This window comes from Paenibacillus lacisediminis, assembly GCF_046567315.2.
The window spans coordinates 142,087-159,379 of the sequence record NZ_JBKIAX020000009.1; the positions used below are offsets into that span (position 1 = coordinate 142,087).

9 protein-coding genes and 1 riboswitch are annotated in these 17,293 nt (G+C 57.6%); of the genes, 2 read left to right on the plus strand and 7 right to left on the minus strand.

Annotated features, from left to right (window positions below):
* The first annotated feature begins 86 nt into the window (after positions 1-86).
* Both ACLD72_RS18395 and ACLD72_RS18400 read left to right on the plus strand, forming a co-directional pair.
* Positions 87-674 (plus strand): Uma2 family endonuclease, encoded by a 588-nt coding sequence (locus ACLD72_RS18395; protein WP_411000503.1) that lies wholly within the window; start codon positions 87-89, stop codon positions 672-674.
* 334 nt (positions 675-1,008) lie between these two features.
* Positions 1,009-1,929 carry a M15 family metallopeptidase gene (locus tag ACLD72_RS18400; RefSeq protein WP_458476104.1) on the plus strand — a complete coding sequence of 307 codons (921 nt, stop codon included), beginning with the start codon at positions 1,009-1,011 and terminating at the stop codon, positions 1,927-1,929.
* 17 nt (positions 1,930-1,946) lie between these two features.
* On the opposite strand, the gene ACLD72_RS18405 is transcribed toward ACLD72_RS18400, so the two are convergent.
* The 7 genes from ACLD72_RS18405 to ACLD72_RS18435 form a co-directional block, all read right to left on the minus strand.
* Entirely contained in the window at positions 1,947-2,903 is a 957-nt protein-coding gene (locus ACLD72_RS18405; RefSeq protein WP_251592595.1) for a 3'-5' exoribonuclease YhaM family protein, read from the minus strand.
* Positions 2,904-3,010: 107 nt separating this feature from the next.
* Positions 3,011-4,042 (minus strand): protein-glutamate methylesterase/protein-glutamine glutaminase, encoded by a 1,032-nt coding sequence (locus ACLD72_RS18410; protein WP_458476105.1) that lies wholly within the window; start codon positions 4,040-4,042, stop codon positions 3,011-3,013.
* 24 nt (positions 4,043-4,066) lie between these two features.
* Entirely contained in the window at positions 4,067-4,882 is an 816-nt protein-coding gene (locus ACLD72_RS18415) for a CheR family methyltransferase (RefSeq protein WP_411000500.1), read from the minus strand.
* Between the two features lie 3 nt (positions 4,883-4,885).
* Complete coding sequence (locus ACLD72_RS18420; RefSeq protein ID WP_411000498.1) at positions 4,886-6,712, minus strand: methyl-accepting chemotaxis protein; 1,827 nt, start codon at positions 6,710-6,712, stop codon at positions 4,886-4,888.
* Positions 6,713-6,740: 28 nt separating this feature from the next.
* Entirely contained in the window at positions 6,741-7,235 is a 495-nt protein-coding gene (locus ACLD72_RS18425; RefSeq protein ID WP_411000496.1) for a chemotaxis protein CheW, read from the minus strand.
* Between the two features lie 35 nt (positions 7,236-7,270).
* Positions 7,271-9,457, minus strand: coding sequence for a chemotaxis protein CheW (locus ACLD72_RS18430; protein ID WP_411000494.1), 2,187 nt, complete (start codon positions 9,455-9,457; stop codon positions 7,271-7,273).
* Between the two features lie 135 nt (positions 9,458-9,592).
* A riboswitch (cyclic di-GMP riboswitch) is annotated at positions 9,593-9,681 on the minus strand.
* 259 nt (positions 9,682-9,940) lie between these two features.
* Positions 9,941-17,209 carry a WIAG-tail domain gene (locus ACLD72_RS18435; protein ID WP_458476106.1) on the minus strand — a complete coding sequence of 2,423 codons (7,269 nt, stop codon included), beginning with the start codon at positions 17,207-17,209 and terminating at the stop codon, positions 9,941-9,943.
* Positions 17,210-17,293: the final 84 nt, after the last annotated feature.

The following is a 17,293-nucleotide window of genomic DNA, read 5'->3' on the forward strand; positions in this document are numbered from 1 at the left end:
CACGTCCCGTGCTCACTTCAGGTAGGCTGTACGCCCTTATCCGCATGCATTAAAATAGAAATAAATACGCCTTAAGGAGGTCTACCATGAGCGAAAAGAAGCAGGACAAGCCGCGCACCTTCGTCAAAGAAACTCCAGGCAGCTATTGGATCGAAGAGCGATTCGAAATTATCGGAGGCGTGCGTTACGATTTCCTGTCCTCACCCAAAATATCCCATCAGATTTTAGTGACGGAATTATATGCATCGATCAGGGAAACCTGCCATTCCCAGGGGATCACGATCGTCGCGCCGATGGACGTCCACCTTGACGAGGAGAACATCGTCCAGCCTGACCTTATTTTCATCCGTCACGAGAACCTGCACATCATCCGGGACGGTTTTGTCAAAGGCGCTCCCGACCTGCTGATTGAGATCCTCTCCCCTAGAACCGGCTCCAAGGATAAAGTCGTCAAAAAGGCGCTTTACGAGCGGTTTGGCGTCAAAGAATACTGGATCGTTGACCCGCTGTACGCCACGGTCGATCAATTTGTGCTTACGGATGGAGTATACGCACTTGCCGCTACGTATGACGATCAGGGAATGATCACCTCGCCGCTGGTCCCCTGTCTTTCCCTCGATTTGAACCGGCTGTTCCGGGAAGCCCTGCGGTTTGAGGAGAAGCCTTCCGGCTAATTATGTCATTATGTTAATCGCCGCTAGTTGTTCAAGGCTCTGGCTGCTGAAAAATTCAAACTGAAACATAAGGGAAAAAAATGGCGTTATTTCGGCGATCCCCCCGTGTTGAGAGAAATAATGGAAATTTATGTCGCTATTTTCTCAAATCGCAGGGAGTTGGACGCATTTTGTACCGTTCATTGAAAAATAAGGCCATAAAATTCCGCAATTTTAAATGAGTGGGACGAATAATTGCAAAAGCCAGTCGGACTTGCCGGTTAGCTTCAAAAAGCCCTCTCCTTGGGGTAGTATTACCTTAAGATTATGTAAGAAAGGAAAGGAGCACTACAATATGTCATCCCATAACCGCAGGCCCGCCTGCCTCGATACATCCATTCCTGCTCAATCCCGGGCCCGAACGTCCCGGTTCCCCCGGCGCAGCTGGCGGCGAACTCTCCTGTTCGGCCTGTCCGCGTTGCTGCTGTTCATTAACTGGAATACCGCCGGGACCGGCAGAACCGCAGCAAGCCAGGACAAGGCCGCCGTATCCGCGCAAGCGGAAACGGAATCGGCATCGCCCGGTTCACCGCAAAGCGGACCTTCCCCGGAGGCATCGCCGGACGCATTACAAGACGAATCCATCGAAAAGCTGAACCGGATGCCCAAGGGCAAAGGGTTCGTATATCTCGATGAAGTGGTCCCGGATGCCCTTTACGACATCCGCTATTATACCGGGGACAACTTTATCGGCGAGCGGATCGACGGCTATAACGGCCCATTTGCCATAACGACTTTACAAGCGGCCCGCGCTTTAAAGAAGGTCAATGACGATCTGGAGAAGCAAGGCTACCGGCTCAAAATCATCGACGCCTACCGTCCGCAAAAAGCGGTCGACCACTTTGCCGCCTGGTCCAAAAAACCGCAGGACACTTTGATGAAAGAGAAATTTTACCCTGACGTCGACAAGAAAAAACTGTTCAAGCTCGGCTATCTCTCCTCCAAATCCGGCCATTCCCGCGGCAGCACGATCGATCTCACCATGGTGTACAAACGGACCGGAGAAGAGGTTGATATGGGCAGCCGGGTCGATTTTCTGGGGCTGATTTCCGCCCACGGAGCCAAAGGGCTTACCAAAGAGCAACGCAAACACCGCTACATCCTGAAAACCGCGATGGTCAAGCAAGGTTTTAAACCGTACAGCAAGGAATGGTGGCATTATACGTTAAAAAACGAACCTTATCCCTCGACCTATTTCGATTTTGATGTAGAATAGCCCGGCCGCCGGGTCACTCACCACTTCAAACGATAGATCGCCTTGTTCTCCAAACCGCGGATGAACGGCGTCCAGTCCTCGGTCTCCGGCGTCGTATTCAGCGCGTCCTCCACCATCTGCAGTTTGGCGTCCAGCGCATCGATATGGTGCAGCGCGACCGCTTCGGCCATTTGCGGCTGCACCGGGCTGCCCCATTCGCCCAGGTTGTGGTGCGACAGCACCAAATGCTGCAGCCCCAGCACCTTCGGCGAATCGGGATCGATTGCGAGGCGGATCGCCGCCTCGGTGATCCAGCTCGAAGCCATCGCGATATGTCCGACCAGCTTGCCCTGCACGCTGTATTCGGACACGATGCCGAGCTGCGCGACCATCTCCTCCGGCTTGGCGATATCGTGCAGTATAATGCCCGCCTTCAGCAGATCGCGGTTCAGGAACGGCCGCTGCCGGCACAGGAAATCGCCGATTTCCAGCATCCGCACCATATGGTACGCCAGCCCGCCGAAATAGGCGTGATGATGGGTTTTCGCCGCCGGATAATGGGACAGCTTCTCCTTCACCTTGCCGACGCAATATCGAACGATCTCGCGAATCTCGTCATCGTCGATATCCGCGATGACCGCCTGAATCGTATAAATCAAGTCGTCCGGCGAAATCGGCGCGGAGCGGATAAAATCCGTCAGCGTCACGCCATCCTCCGCTTTGGCCGGCCGGATTTGCATGATTTTGACCTGCAGCTTTTCCCGATAGGTCTGCACAACCCCGCGTACCTTTACGAGCCCCATCGGAAAAAACGTCTCTTTGTCCGTTTGCGAAGCGTCCCAAAATTTCGCCGGCATCTCCCCGGTTGCGTCGCATAATACGATGTCCAAATAATCCTTAGGCGGATTTGCGTTCGTCTGCTTCACTTCCAGCTCCTTGAGCAGATAAAAGCCTACGAAATCATCCTGGTTCTTGAGCTGCTTGATTAAAGTCACTTCCAAATTCCTCCCCCAAATGATACCTCCATTATACTACGGGATCGGGGAAACCGGCATGGAGCAAAAAAAAGAGCCCTCCCATCCACCCGGGGGAACTCTCTGCCTTAATCCTCAATCACCGCCGAACATAACGCCCGCGCCATCCGTTCCAGCGAAACTTGCTTATCTACCGCCCCCAGCTCATAAGCGACTTTGGGCATGCCGTACACGACGGATGACGGCCCATCCTGCCCCAGCGTACGGGCACCCTTTCGGCGCATGGACAGCAGCCCTTTGGCGCCGTCGTATCCCATGCCGGTCAGGATCACGCCAACCGCCCGGGAGCAGCATTCCTTGGCCGCCGATTCGAACAGCACGTCAATCGACGGACAATGTCCGTTGACCTTGTCGCCTTCAAAGCACTCGACCTTAAACCGTCCGCCCGCTTTGCGGAGGCGCATATGCCGGTCTCCGGGCGCTATCAACACTTTTCCCGGCTCCACCATGTCCCCCGATTCCGCCTCCTTGACCGTAAATTTCGTGCTGTGATTCAAGCGGTCGGCGAACATTTTAGAGAACAGCGGCGGGATATGCTGTACGATCACCATACCCGGAAACGACGAAGGCAGCTGTTTCAGAATATGCGAAATGGCCTCCGTCCCCCCGGTTGAAGCGCCGATGGCTACGATGCGGTCACCGTTGAACCGCTGCTCCGGGATGGCACCGGTTCCCACAGTTCGGAACCCAGGCCGCGCAACATTCGTAACGGCGGCGATCTTCACCTTTTCGATCAATTCCCGGATAAACAGCTCCACGCCTTTGGGCGACCTTGGATCCGGCTTGCCGACAAAATCGACGGCCCCGGCGTTCATCGCCTCAAACACGGCGTCGCTGATCGTGCTTACCACGATGACGGGCAAAGCGTATTGCGGAAGCAGGCGGCGAATAAATTCGATCCCGTTCATCTTCGGCATTTCCACGTCGCAGATCATCACGTCCGGGCGCAGGCTGACGATTTGGTCGCGGGCGTCGAACGGATCAACCGCTTTTCCGACAATCTCGATATTCGGATCCGATGAAAGTCCCAGGGAGAGCACTTCCCGGTACATCATGGAGTCATCAACGATCAGCACGCGCAATTTCCTGGGTACTCCCATACGATCTCCTCATTTTCACAAATCTTATTCTTTACGATAAACTGCGGGCATCACGTATTTGAACGGCGTCGTTTCCCGCTGCAGCGATTCGGAATGGCCGACGAACAAATAGCCGCCCGGCTCCAAATGCCTGTAAAACTTGTCCACCAAAGCCTGCTTGGTAGGCGCATTGAAATAGATCATGACGTTCCGGCAAAAAATGACGTGAAACTTCCGCTTAAACGGAAACGCCGGCTCCATCAAATTGAATTTACGGAAAATAACCTCTTTTTTTAATTTATCGGTTACGACGCTGTGCATTTGATCCACCCCGGTGAAATATTTCATTCGCCAGGCGGGAGGAAGAACGGCGATATCTTCATTGGCGTAAACGCCTCTCTGCGCTTTGTCCAAAATTTGCCGCGAAATATCGGTCGCCAGCACCTGCGAATCCCACAGCGGCTTGTTCCGGGCAAAATATTCATCCATCAGCATCGCCAGCGTATAGGGTTCCTCCCCCGAGGAGCACCCCGCGCTCCAAACGCGGAGGTCCTTGTCCTTCACCGTGGCTTCCAGGTAAGGGAGCAACTTGTCGCGAAAAAACTGAAAATGATCGTTTTCCCGCATAAAAAACGTGTGGTTCGTCGTGATTTTGTCCACCAGCGTCATGACCGCCTCTCCGGTTCGGTCGGAGACGATATATTCGAAATAGGCCTTAAAGCTGGTGAAGTTTTTGCTCATCAATACGTTGTTCAGCCTGCCCATCACCAGCGCCTGCTTCTCTTCCTTGAGATGAATCCCGTAATGGAGCCGGATGTAATCCGACAGCTGCCGAAACTCCTGGTTCGTAATGCGGATCATACCTCAATATTTACCGAATTCCGAGTCGCTGAGGAGAATCTTGGGCGCCGCGGAAGCGCCGGAGGGCTCGTGATTCCGCTCTTTTGAACCCATGTTTTCCAGGACGCGAAGCACTTCGGGATTCAATTCCTCAAGGCTGCCGTTGTATCCCGCAAAACCTCCGTACCCGCTGCGCTTCAGCTTAAACTGCGCAACCTGCTGCTTCAGGAGAGCCGCCTGGCTGGACAGCTCCTCGCTGGCGGCGGCGCTTTCCTCCGAGGTCGCCGAGTTGGTTTGGATGACCTGGGACACCTGCGAGATGCCTTGGTTGATTTGCGTGATCGCGGCCGCCTGCTCCGTCGAGGCCATCGCGATATCGCCAACCAGGTTGGCCACCTTTTCGATGTCGCCCACGATCGACTGCAGCGCTGCGGCCGTCTGGTCGGCGATTCTCGTGCCTTCCTGCACTTTGTCGATCGAACCTTCGATCATATCCGTCGTTTCCTTGGCCGCGTTCGCCGAGCGGGCCGCAAGGTTGCGGACCTCCTCCGCCACGACGGCGAAGCCTTTGCCGTGCTGGCCGGCCCGGGCGGCTTCCACGGCGGCGTTGAGCGCCAAAATGTTCGTCTGGAAAGCAATTTCATCGATGACTTTGATGATTTTGGAAATGTTGCTGGAAGCGTCGTTGATTTCGCGCATCGCCGCCAGCATGTCCCTCATCTGCTCGTTGCCCTGGAGCGCGCTGTTTTTCGAATCGGCCGCGAGCTTGTTCGCTTCGTTCGCGTTTTGCGCGTTCAGCTTCGTCTGCGAAGAGATCTCCTCCAGCGAGGCGGTCAGTTCCTCGACCGAGCTGGCTTGCTCGGTGGCCCCTTGCGACAGCGCGATGCTGGAATCGGACACCTGTTTCGAGCCGGAAGCCACCTGGTCCGCGGCCGTATTGATGCTGGTTAATATCTCGTTGTTGCGTTCGATCATTTCCTGGATTTTTTTGCCCATGAGGTCGTTTTCCGATCTTACTCTCACCTGCACGGTCAGATCCCCGCTCGCCACCATCTCTACCGCCTGGGCCTGCTCGCGGATGCTGGCGATCATGCGGGCAAACGACAACATCAATTGACCGATCTCGTCCTTGCTCTTCGTCTCCACGTTGATGTTTACATTGCCCAGCGCCAATTCCTCGGCCGCCTCAGACAACTTGCGGATCGGCTTCGTGATGCCGAGGACGATCAGGAAAGCCAGGCCGATGGCGATCAGCGTGATGACGATAATAAGCGTGGTCAGGATGGTGATCGTGCTAGCGTACGTTTTATCTCCGGCATCGCTCGCCAACTGCGAATGATCCTGATCATACTTAACCAATTCGAGCAAAGAGTTCGAAGCCTGATCGAATAACGTTCTGGATTCTCCGCGCAAAATTTCCAACGCCTCATCCACTTTATGCTGATCGATCAATCCGACCATTTGATTGCTGACTTGCAAATAACTGGTCCAATCCTGTTTGAAGGTGTTGAACAGCCGGGTGTCCTCGTCGTCTTGGAGTTTCTGCTCATAGCCGGCGATCAGCTCTTGCAGCTCTCCCCCTTCGGTGCTTAAACGATCTTTCATCTCATTCAACTCTTGGGGATTGTTGGCCGCAAGTACGATCCGTAATTCGGTGATCCGGTAATCGGACGTGTGCGTGTTCATCGAATGGGCCGAATCCATCGCCGGCAGCCAATTTTCGCTGATGATCGTGGACTGCAAATTGACCTTGTTGACCGAGTTGATCGAGTAGACGCCAAGGCCGACAAGAGAAAGCACCAAAAAGCTAAAGGACAGGATTAATCTTGCTTTGATCGTTAGCTTCATCATTTTCCATAACCCCCGTTGTGGTATTTCCTTACAGTTGACTTAAATTTTCGGCTTCATCATGATGAAGCAGCTTGTCGCCGTCCAGCAGCAGTTTGACCTCACCGCCTACTTTCCCCACCCCTTTGATAAAACCTTGCTGGTTGCCGTTTTTGATTTCCGGCGGAGGAACGATATCCTCTTCCGCAATCGTTACGACCTCGGCGACGCTGTCGACGATCAGCCCGATCGAAATGTCCTTCATATCCACGACAATGATGCAGGTCCGGTCGTTATACTCCCGGAACGGCTTTTTGAAGCGCAGCCTCACGTCCATGACCGGAATGATTTTGCCCCGCAAATTGATGATGCCGCGGATATGCTCCGGCAGCTCCGGCACCTCGGTAATCGCCTGGATGCCGATGATTTCGGTGACGTATTTGATTTCGATGCCGTAAACGTCGCTCCCGATCATAAACGTGAGAAACTTCCCTTTCTGCGTGTCGTCGTCCTGCTCCAGCGGCAGGCTTGCCTCTTGATTCGCCATGTCTCGTTCTCCTTTGCTTGGATGTCCTATGATGCCTACGCCTTGACGAGTCCCCCGACATCGAGGATCAGGCTGATGCTTCCGTCCCCGAGCATCGTGCAGCCGGCCAAGCCCCCGATGTTCCGGATTTTGCGGATATACGCCGGCAAGCTCTTGACCACAACCTGCTGCTGCCCGATCAATTCATCGGCAAAAATGCAAAACGGAGTGCCGTCCTGTTCCACCATGATCAAAATGCCGTCTTCCATCGCGGTAATCTCAGTCTTGACCTTATACCGTTCGTAAAGGCGCAGTACGCCGTAGCACTGCCCGCGCACCATGACCATTTCGTTGCCGTCGGGATCGGTGACCACGCTGCCGGGGGCGGCGCGGAACGATTCCTTGATCGCCGTCGTCGGGATCGTATATCTCGCCATCCCCACCTTCACGTTCATGCCGTCGATAATCGCCAGGGTCAGCGGAATGCGGATCGTAATCGTTGTTCCTTCACCCGCCGCGCTGTCCACCGACACATTGCCGCCGACGCTTTCGATATTACGCATCACGACATCCATGCCGACCCCGCGCCCGCTGAATTCGGTAATGACCTCTTTCGTGGAGAAGCCGGGCAGAAAGATCAAATTGTAAATCTCGCGATCGCTCATCTCCGACTCGTCCTTGAACAGCATTTGCCGCTCGCGGGCGCGCTGCAAAATTTTCGCTTTGTTCAGCCCCCGGCCGTCGTCGCGTACGATGATGAACACCTCACTCCCGACGTTTTTCGCTTCAAGGGTCAGCGTCGCGGATTCCTCCTTGCCAGCCTTTATGCGTTCCCCTGGAGTCTCGATACCGTGGTCTATCGCGTTTCGCACAAGGTGCATGATCGGATCGGAGATATGCTCGATGATGTTTTTGTCCACTTCCGTATCCTCGCCAAGCAGCTCCAGCCGGACCGACTTATCCTGTTTTTTGCACATATCCCGTACGATGCGGTTCATCTTTTGAAACGTATTAACCAGCGGTACCATGCGAATCGACATGACCTTGTCCTGGATTTCGCCGGTGATCTTCCGTAAATGCCGGGCGGCCTTCTGAAACTGTTCAAGCTCCAGTCCGGCCAATTCCGGGTTTTGCGTGACCATCGATTCGGCGATGACGAGTTCGCCGACCAGGTCCATCAACTCGTCGAGCTTGGCCAAATTCACGCTGATGAAGCTGGAGTGCTGCGAGGCATTAGCTCTGGCGTTATCCTGCATTTTGGCCTCCGGCGGCTGCGGAGTGCGGGCAGCCGCTCCCGGCACCGGGGAGGGGGCGGCGGCGCCCGGCTCGGAAGGGGAGGCTGGCGCAGGATCTGTAGAAAGCGCTGCTTCGTGCTTTGGAGAAAGTGCCGCCGTAGACTCTCCTGTACGTGCTTCCGCTTCAGGTATCGGCCGGAGCGTCTCTGCCGCGGCGGCCGTCTCAGCCTCCGGCTCGGCCCGGCTTTGTTCCGGCAAATCGATAATTTCCAAATGCTTTAAGGATGGCGCCTGCGACAGGTAAGAAGCTACCGTGTCCGCAGATTCGCCGTTCCGGAACAGGATTTGGAAGCCCTGCTCTCTAATAAGCGAGGCTGTTTCCGGATTTTCGGCAATGTCCTCGGGCCAGTAGGCGAAATGCTCGGTCATTTCCTGCAGGCTGTGAACGACTTGATATGCCCGAACATTTTCCATGTTGTAATCGTCATCGAAATAAAGAACGGCTTTTAAATGAGCGTCGGGGGCGGAAACCTCAGCGTCCTGACGTTTGCCAGTCTCGAGGTCTTCAAGAGGGGAAACAGCCGGCCCGGCATCCTGTGCGGCTTTGAGTTCCTCCAAATATCCGGTAATGCTGCTTTTGAGCGAAGATGCGTCCCCGTCGGGGGAATCGCCCTGCCTGATCTTATACAGCTCAAGCTTAATGAAATCGCCCCCCTGCAGCACCAGCTCGGACAATGCCGTGCAATCGGCCAAACGGGGCTGATGTTCGCGGATAAACGCAAACAGATCTTCCATGATGTGCGACAAAGCCGCGATGTTATCGAAATTCATCATCGTAGAGGAGCCTTTGATCGTGTGCATAATGCGGAAAATGTCGTGGATGGCGGCGGACGGAAAAGCGTTAAGCTCTTCGCATTCCAGGATGATCTGTTCCAACTGCTCGAGCAGCTGCGAATTTTCGTGAAGATAGACCTCTAATAACGGATCGCTATTCTCTTGTTCTGCCATAAACTATCTCCCCGTTTTGCATAATTCGACACTGTTTATGTTTTTTCGACAAATTCCGGGCATAAAAAAACTCCTTCTTCATAAACCTTCTAGCGAAGAAAGAGAACCCGAAGAAAGAGAGGACGCCTATCTAACTATAGAAACCCGGCTGCCGTAGCTGTTACTGGTACTTTAGGCCCGTGGCTTTGCGTCCTTGTCTTTCGGCAAGTTTGCCCTTCTAGTCTTTGCTATTTTTTAGTTGGTTTCATACTAACACGCCTGAGCAGATTGTGTAAATACTAAAAAAACAGCCGGTTTGAGCCGTGAGCAAGCCCGATTGACCGACGAAGTATGCAGCGGTTTCCGAGCCGGAATCACGGCTATCCCTTGGGTAATTCGACGCAGTTCCGGGCACCGGCAGGGATGAATCCCCGCCCGGCAGTCACGGCAAAAGCCGCCGAGTTTTGTTCGGCGGCCCTGTTTCAACCTTATCTTTTCTAGTCGCTAAAGCGTGCTTCCGATGGCAATCCACATGACGAAGCCATAGTGAATATGGCTTTCCTTCAGCCTGGAAATCGTGATGACGGCCGAATCCTGCGTTTGTTCGCTTAACGTGGCGTAAAAAGCCGAATGGTTCGTCATCGCGACGATAACAAAGTTGGGACTGGCAAACGGTTCTTCAAATTCAACCGTAATTTGCGTTTCGACCTCATCGCGCGGCAACAAAAACGCTGACATTCCAAACTGCTGTTTGGCCGGCTGGTCCAGCAGCGTCTGAACCGGAGTAAAGGCAAGGTGCTCTGCACCAACCGCACCGGTTTTCAGGTGGCGCGAGGCAACCGCTTCATCTGCAAGCTGTGCGCTGCCGACTGCCGCGTTGGCAAGATGCCCGCCTTGCACCGCTCCCCGCTGCAGATGTTCGCTGCCGACGGACTCCTCGGCCAGAATGTCGGCGTCCACAACACCGGCCTGAAGATGTACCCGATCTATCGATAATGGCTGAATGTCCTCCCCGTCGATCCCTTTTTCCGGCAGCAGCCCGCTGCGCTGCAATTCTGCCGACAAATGCCAAACATCAATCGACTCGGGGCCGATGTGGCGGGATGTGATCGCCGCTTCCTCGATATGCCGCCCTTCTACGCTCTCCTTCGCCAGATGCAGCGCCCGGACGGACTCGGGGGCCAAATGAGTGCTCTGCACTGACTCGGGGGCGAGATGCCCGCTTTGCACCGCTTCCCGCTGCAGATGCTCGCCGCCGACCGCTCCCTCGGCCAGCACCTCGTCGTCCACAGCTCCGGGCTGAAGATGCGACCGGCCTATCGACAGCGGGTGAATATCCTCCCCGTCGATTCCTTTTTCCGGCAGCAACCCATTTCGCTGCAGTTCGGCCGACAGATGCCGGACATCGATCGACTCGGGGCTGATGTGGCGCGAGGCGATCGCCGCTTCTTCGATATGCCGGCCTTCTACGCTCTCCTTTGCCAGATGCAGCGCCTGGATGGACTCGGGGGCCAAATGAGTGCTCTGCACCGACTCGGCGGCGAGATGCCCGCCTTGCACTGCTCCACGCCGCAGATGCTCACCGCCAACCGCACCCCCGGCCAGCACCTCGCCATCCACAGCTCCGGCCTGAAGATGCTCCCGGCCTATCGACAACGGGTGAATATCCTTACCCTCGATTCCGTCTTCCGGCAGCAGCCCGCTGCGCTGCAATTCAGCCGACAAATGCCAGACATCGATCGACTCGGGGCCGATGTGACGCGAGGCGATCGCCGCTTCCTCGATATGCCGCCCTTCTACGCTCTTTTTCGCCAGATGCTGCGCCTGTACGGCCTCAGCGGCCAGATGGGCGCTCTGCACCGACTCGGCGGCGAGATGCCCGCTTTGCACCGCTCCCTGCTGCAGATGCTCGCCGCCAACCGACTCCTCGGCCAGCACCTCGCCGTCCACGACTCCGGGCTGAAGATGCTCCCGGCCTATCGACAGCGGGTGAATATCCTCCCCGTCGATTCCTTTTTCCGGCAGCAACCCATTTCGCTGCAGTTCGGCCGACAGATGCCGGACATCGATCGACTCGGGGCCGATGTGGCGCGAGGCGATCGCCGCTTCCTCGATATGCCGCCCTTCCACGCTCTCTTTCGCCAGATGCTGCGCCTGTACGGCCTCTGCGGCCAGATGGGCGCTCCGCACCGACTCGGCGGCAAGGTGGCGAGATGCGATCGCCGCTTCCTCGATATGCCGCCCTTCTACGCTCTCTTTCGCCAGATGCTGCGCCTGTACGGCCTCTGCGGCCAGATGGGCGCTCCGCACCGACTCGGCGGTGAGATGCCCGCTTTGCACCGCTCCCTGCTGCAGATGCTCGCCGCCAACCGACTCCTCGGCCAGCACGTCGCCGTCCACGGCTCCGGACTGAAGATGCGACCGGTCTATCGATAAGGGGTGAATATCCTCCCCGTCGATCCCTTTGTCCGGCAGCAGCCCGTTTCTGCGTAATTCGGCCGACAGGTGCGCACTCTCGATCACTGCGGGCGCAAGATGACGCGAGGCGATCGCCGCTTCCCCGATATGCCGCCCCTCTACGCTAGCCTCCGCCAGATGCTGCGACCGGACGGCTTCAGCGGCCAGATGAGCGCCCTGCACCGACTCCTCGGCAAGGTGGCGCGAGGCGATCGCCGCCTCCTCAATATGCCGCCCCTCTATACTGGCCTCTGCCAGATGCTGCGACCGGACGGACTCAGGGGCCAGATGGGCGCTCTGCACCGATTCCGTGGCGAGATGCCAGCTTTGTACCGCTCCCCGCCGCAGATGCTCGCCGCCAACCGCCCCCCCGGTCAGCACCTCGCCGTCCACGGCTCCGGGCTGAAGATGCGACCGGCCTATCGACAGCGGATGAATATCCTTACCCTCGATTCCGTCTTCCGGCAACAGCCCGCTGCGCTGCAATTCAGCCGAAAAATGCCAAACATCGATCGACTCGGGGCTGATATGGCGAGATTCGATCGCCGCTTCCTCAATATGCCGCCCTTCTACGCTCTCCTTCGCCAAATTCTGCGCCTGTACGGCCTCAGCAGCCAGATGGGCGCTCTGCACCGACTCGGCGGCGAGATGCCCGCTTTGCACCGCTCCCTGCTGCAAATGCTCGCCGCCAACCGACTCCTCGGCCAGCACCTCGCCGTCCACGGCTCCGAACTGAAGATGCGCCCGGCCTATCGATAAGGGGTGAATATCCTCTTCTCCGATACCGTCTGCCGGCAGCAGCCCATTCCGCTGCAGTTCGGCCGACAAATGCCAGATATCGATCGACTCAGGGCCGATATGGCGCGAGGCGATCGCCGCTTCTTCGATATGCCGGCTTTCTACGCTCTCTTTCGCCAAATGCTGCGCCTCGATGGACTCAGGGGCTAAGTGAGTGCTCCGCACCGACTCGGCGGCGAGATGCCCGCCTTGCACCGCTCCCTGCCGCAGGTGCTCGCCGCCAACCGACTCCTCGGCCAGCACCTCGCCGTCCACGGCTCCGGACTGAAGCTGTGCCCGGCCTATCGACAGCGGATGAATATCCTCCCCGTCGATTCCTTTTTCCGGCAGCAGCCCGCTTCTGCGTAATTCGTCCGATAGGTGCGCACTCTCGATCACTGCGGGCGCGAGATGACGTGATGTGATCGCCGCTTCCCCGATATGCCGTCCCTCTATACTAGCCTCCGCCAGATGCTGCGACCGGACGGCTTCAGCAGCCAGATGAGCGCTCTGCACCGACTCCGCGGCAATGTGGCGCGAGGCGATCGCCGCTTCCTTAATATGCCGCCCCTCTACGCTCTCCTTCGCCAAATGCTGCGACCGGACGGCCTCAGCGGCCAGATGGGCGCTCTGTACCGCCGCACCAGCGAGATGCCCGCCTTGCACCGCTCCCTGCTGCAGATGCTCGCTGCCAACCGACTCCTCGGCCAGCACCTCGCCGTCCACGGCTCCGGACTGAAGCTGTGCCCGGCCTATCGACAACGGATGAATATCTTCCCCGTCGATCCCTTTTTCCGGCAGCAGCCCGCTTCTGCGCAATTCGGCCGACAGGTGCGCACTCTCGATCACTGCGGGCGCGAGATGACGCGATGTGATCGCCGCTTCCCCGATATGCCGTCCCTCTATGCTGGCCTCCGCCAGATGCTGCGACCGGACGGCTTCAGCGGCCAGATGAGCGCCCTGCACCGACTCCTCGGCAAGGTGGCGCGAGGCGATCGCCGCATCCTCAATATGCCGCCCCTCTACGCTCTCCTTCGCCAGATGCAGCGACCGGACGATCTCAGGGGCCAGATGGGCGCTCTGCACCGACTCCGCGGCGAGATTCCTGCTTTGCACCGCGCTCCGCTGCAGATGCTCGGCACCGACCGACTCCTCGGCCAGCACGCCGGCATCCACGGCTCTCGACTGAAGATGCGACCGGCTTATCGACAAAGGCTTTATATCCTCCCCGCCGATTCCGTCTTTCGGCAGCAGCCCGCTTCTGCGCAATTCGGCCGACAAGTGCGAGCCCTCAACCGCTTCGGGTTCAAGATGACGCGAGGCGATCGCCGCTTCCCCGATATGCCGCCCCTCTACGCTTGCCTCCGCCAGATGTTGCGCGCGTACGGCCTCAGAGGCCAAATGATCGCTCTGTACGGCCTCGGCGGCGATATGTCCGCTTTGCACCGCAACCCGCCGCAGATGTTCGCCGCCAACCGACTCTTCCGCCAGCACGTCGCCGTCCACGGCTCCGGACTGAAGATGTGACCGGCCTATCGACAGAGGATGAATATCCTTCCCGCCGATCCCGTCTGCCGGCAGCATTCCGCTTCTGCGCAATTCGGCCGACAAATGCCCGGCATCGATCGACTCTGGCCCGATATGGCAGGATTCGATCGCCGCTTTCTCGATATGCCGCCCCTCTATGCTAGCTTCCGCCAGATGCAGCGAGCGTATGGCCTCAGGGGCCAGATGGGTGCTCCGCACAGCCTCGGCGGCGATATGCCCGCTTTGCACGACGCCCCGCTGTAAATGCTCGCCGCCGACCGCCTCCTCGGCCAGCACTTCGCCGTCCACCGCTCCGGACTGAAGATGCGGCCGGCCTATCGACAAAGGCTTTATATCCTTCCCATCGATCCCGTCCACCGGAAGCAACCCGCTTTGCTGCAACTCAGCCGACAAATGCCAGAAGTCGATCGCTTCGGAGGCAACATGACGCGAGGCGATCGCCGCCTCACCGATGTGCCGGCCTTCTACGCTCTCCTCCGCCAGATGCTCCGCTTGCACGGCCTCTTGCGCCAGGTGATCGCTTTGAACGGCCTCACTGGCGATATGGCCGCTTTGCACCGCCCCACTTTGCAGATGCTCGGATCCGACCGCTTCCCCGGCCAGCACCTCGGCATCCACGGCCCCGGACTGAAGGTGCGACCGCTCGATCGACTGCGGCTGGATATCCTCCCCGTCGACACCGTCTTCCGGAAGCAGCCCGCTGTGCTGCAGTTCGGCCGACAGATGCCAAAAGTCGATCGTCTCAGGCGCGAGATGGCGGGATGCAACCACCGCCTCGCCGATATGCCGGCCCTCTACGCTTTCCTCCGCCAGATGCCGCGCCTGGACCGCTTCGGCGGCCAGTTTTCCGGCCGAAACGACGCCATCCTGCAGCACCCGCGGCGAAACGGCTCCGGAAGCAAGATGACTCTCGTCAACGGCATGCATCTGCAAATGCTCCGAGGAGACAGCGCCGTCCGTCAGATGCAAGGGCAAAACGACACCCGCAGCCAGGTTCTCTGACTGCACAGCGCCCGGAGCCAGATGCCGGGGCTGGATAGCCTGCGGAGCGATCTTTGCGGCCGTCACGTTACCATCGGCCATTTTTGCGGTGGTTACCGCCAGATCGCCCAACTTGTCGGTCGTGACGCTTTCCGGCGACAGCTTCAAGGACGTGACCGCATGATCCTGCAAATGCGGAGAAAAGATCGATCCGGCCCCCAAATGCTCCTCCCGGATAGCCCCGTTTTGCAGCAGGCTGCCATCAATGCTCTGTTTGGCCAGATGAATGTTTTGAATCGCGCCCGGGGTTAGATGTTCCGACGACACCTGGCGAGGGCCGATCGCATATCCCGTCACCGCTCCCGGAGCCAGGCTGCGGCTGGTCACGCTGTCCTCCGTGAGCTTGTCGGCGCTGACGCTGCCGGGCTGAAGGTGGGCCGCCGTAACAGCGCCCTCTGCCAGATGATGCCCGGCAATCTCACCGAAAGCCAGCTTTTCTCCCGTGACGGCCCCATCCGCCAAATGCCATTCCTGGATCGATTCCGGCAGCACATGTTCCCCTTGGACCGAAGCAGGAGCCAGATGCATCCCGGTGACGGAAGCTGGCGCAAGCTGCGCCGATTGGACAGCGGACTTGGCTAGATGGCGGGACTGCACGGCCTCGTCGGCGATTTTCCCCGGCAAAATGCTCTGATCGGCGATTTTGGATGAAGTGACGGCCTGTTCGACGATTTGCGCGGTACCGATGGATTGATCGGACAATTTGGTAGACAGTATCGACTTGTCGGCCAAATGCCGGCCTTTAACCGAACCGTCCGCAAGTTGCTCCGTTCCAACGCTGCCGGGCTGCAAATGGGCGGCTCCGATAGTTCCCGAGCGAATATGGCGGGATTCGATCGCCTGGTCGCAGATATGGCCATTGCCGATGCTGCCCTCCCGCAACTGCTTGGTACCGACGCTGGAGGGAGCCAGCATCTCACCGCCGATCATTCCGGGGGCAAGGTGGCTGGCGGTAATGGTATGTTTCGCCAGATGCCGGCTTTCCACCGAGCCTTCCCGCAGCTTAGCGCCCGTCACAGCGCCGTCGCGCAGCTTGGATGTCGTGACCGATTCATCGCCCAGCTTGGAGGTATCCACGGCACCGTTCGCCAGGTTGACCGATTCGATCGCCCCGCTGCGGATTTTTTCGCTGGTCACCGCTTGATTCTGAATCAAGTTGGTCGTGACGATCCATTCGCTTAAATGCCGGCTTTCGATGGAACCGTCCGCCAGCTTCTCGCCGGCGATGACCCGATCGGCCAATTTATCCGAGGTGATGCTGCCGTCCGCGAGCTTTTCCCCGCCGACGGAGCGATCCTTGATCGCTCTTCCCTCAATCGCGCTGTCCACCAGATGGCTGCCGGTTACGGACATGGGGGCAAGCTTGCTAGAAGTGACGGCTCCATCGGCCAATTTGATGCTGTCCACTGCATAATCGGCGATCCATGCGGTACCGATGCTGCCGCGCATAATCCGCGAAGCGTCGATCGTATGGGGCGCGATTTTTTCCCCGGTCACCGCTGCATCCATAATATCATCCGTGTAAATAATCCCCAGTTCCTGTTTCAGGATGTTTCGTTCTATCAGTGTTTTTTGTACCTGCGGCATACGCTCGCCGGTAGGGTATTCCGGCGTTTCCTGCCTGGGCGGAGGAACTGCCATCACTTCCTTCCCGGACTGAGGAGCTACCATCGCCTTCTTCCCGGGTAAAGGGGCTGCCATCGCCTCCTTCTCGAGCAGAAGGTCTTCTATCTCCTCCTTTACGGGTGAAGGGGGTTCCAGCTCTACCTCTCCAGGGGTGGACAATAGCGAAGGGGCGTTCTGATGGATTTGGATCTCCTTTGCTGGCTCCTCCGGCCGTTCCACCTTCCTTTCTTCCAACAACATCAACTCGTTCATATCCGGATTATCCACATAATAGAGCGATGATTTTCTCGCCCTGCCGGATCTCATACCTTTGCCTTTTCTCAAGGACCGCTCGCTCCTTTACCAAAAAGATGATCGTCTCTTCTGGTATCATATGCGGGCGTATAGGCACTCGTCACAGACGACTTC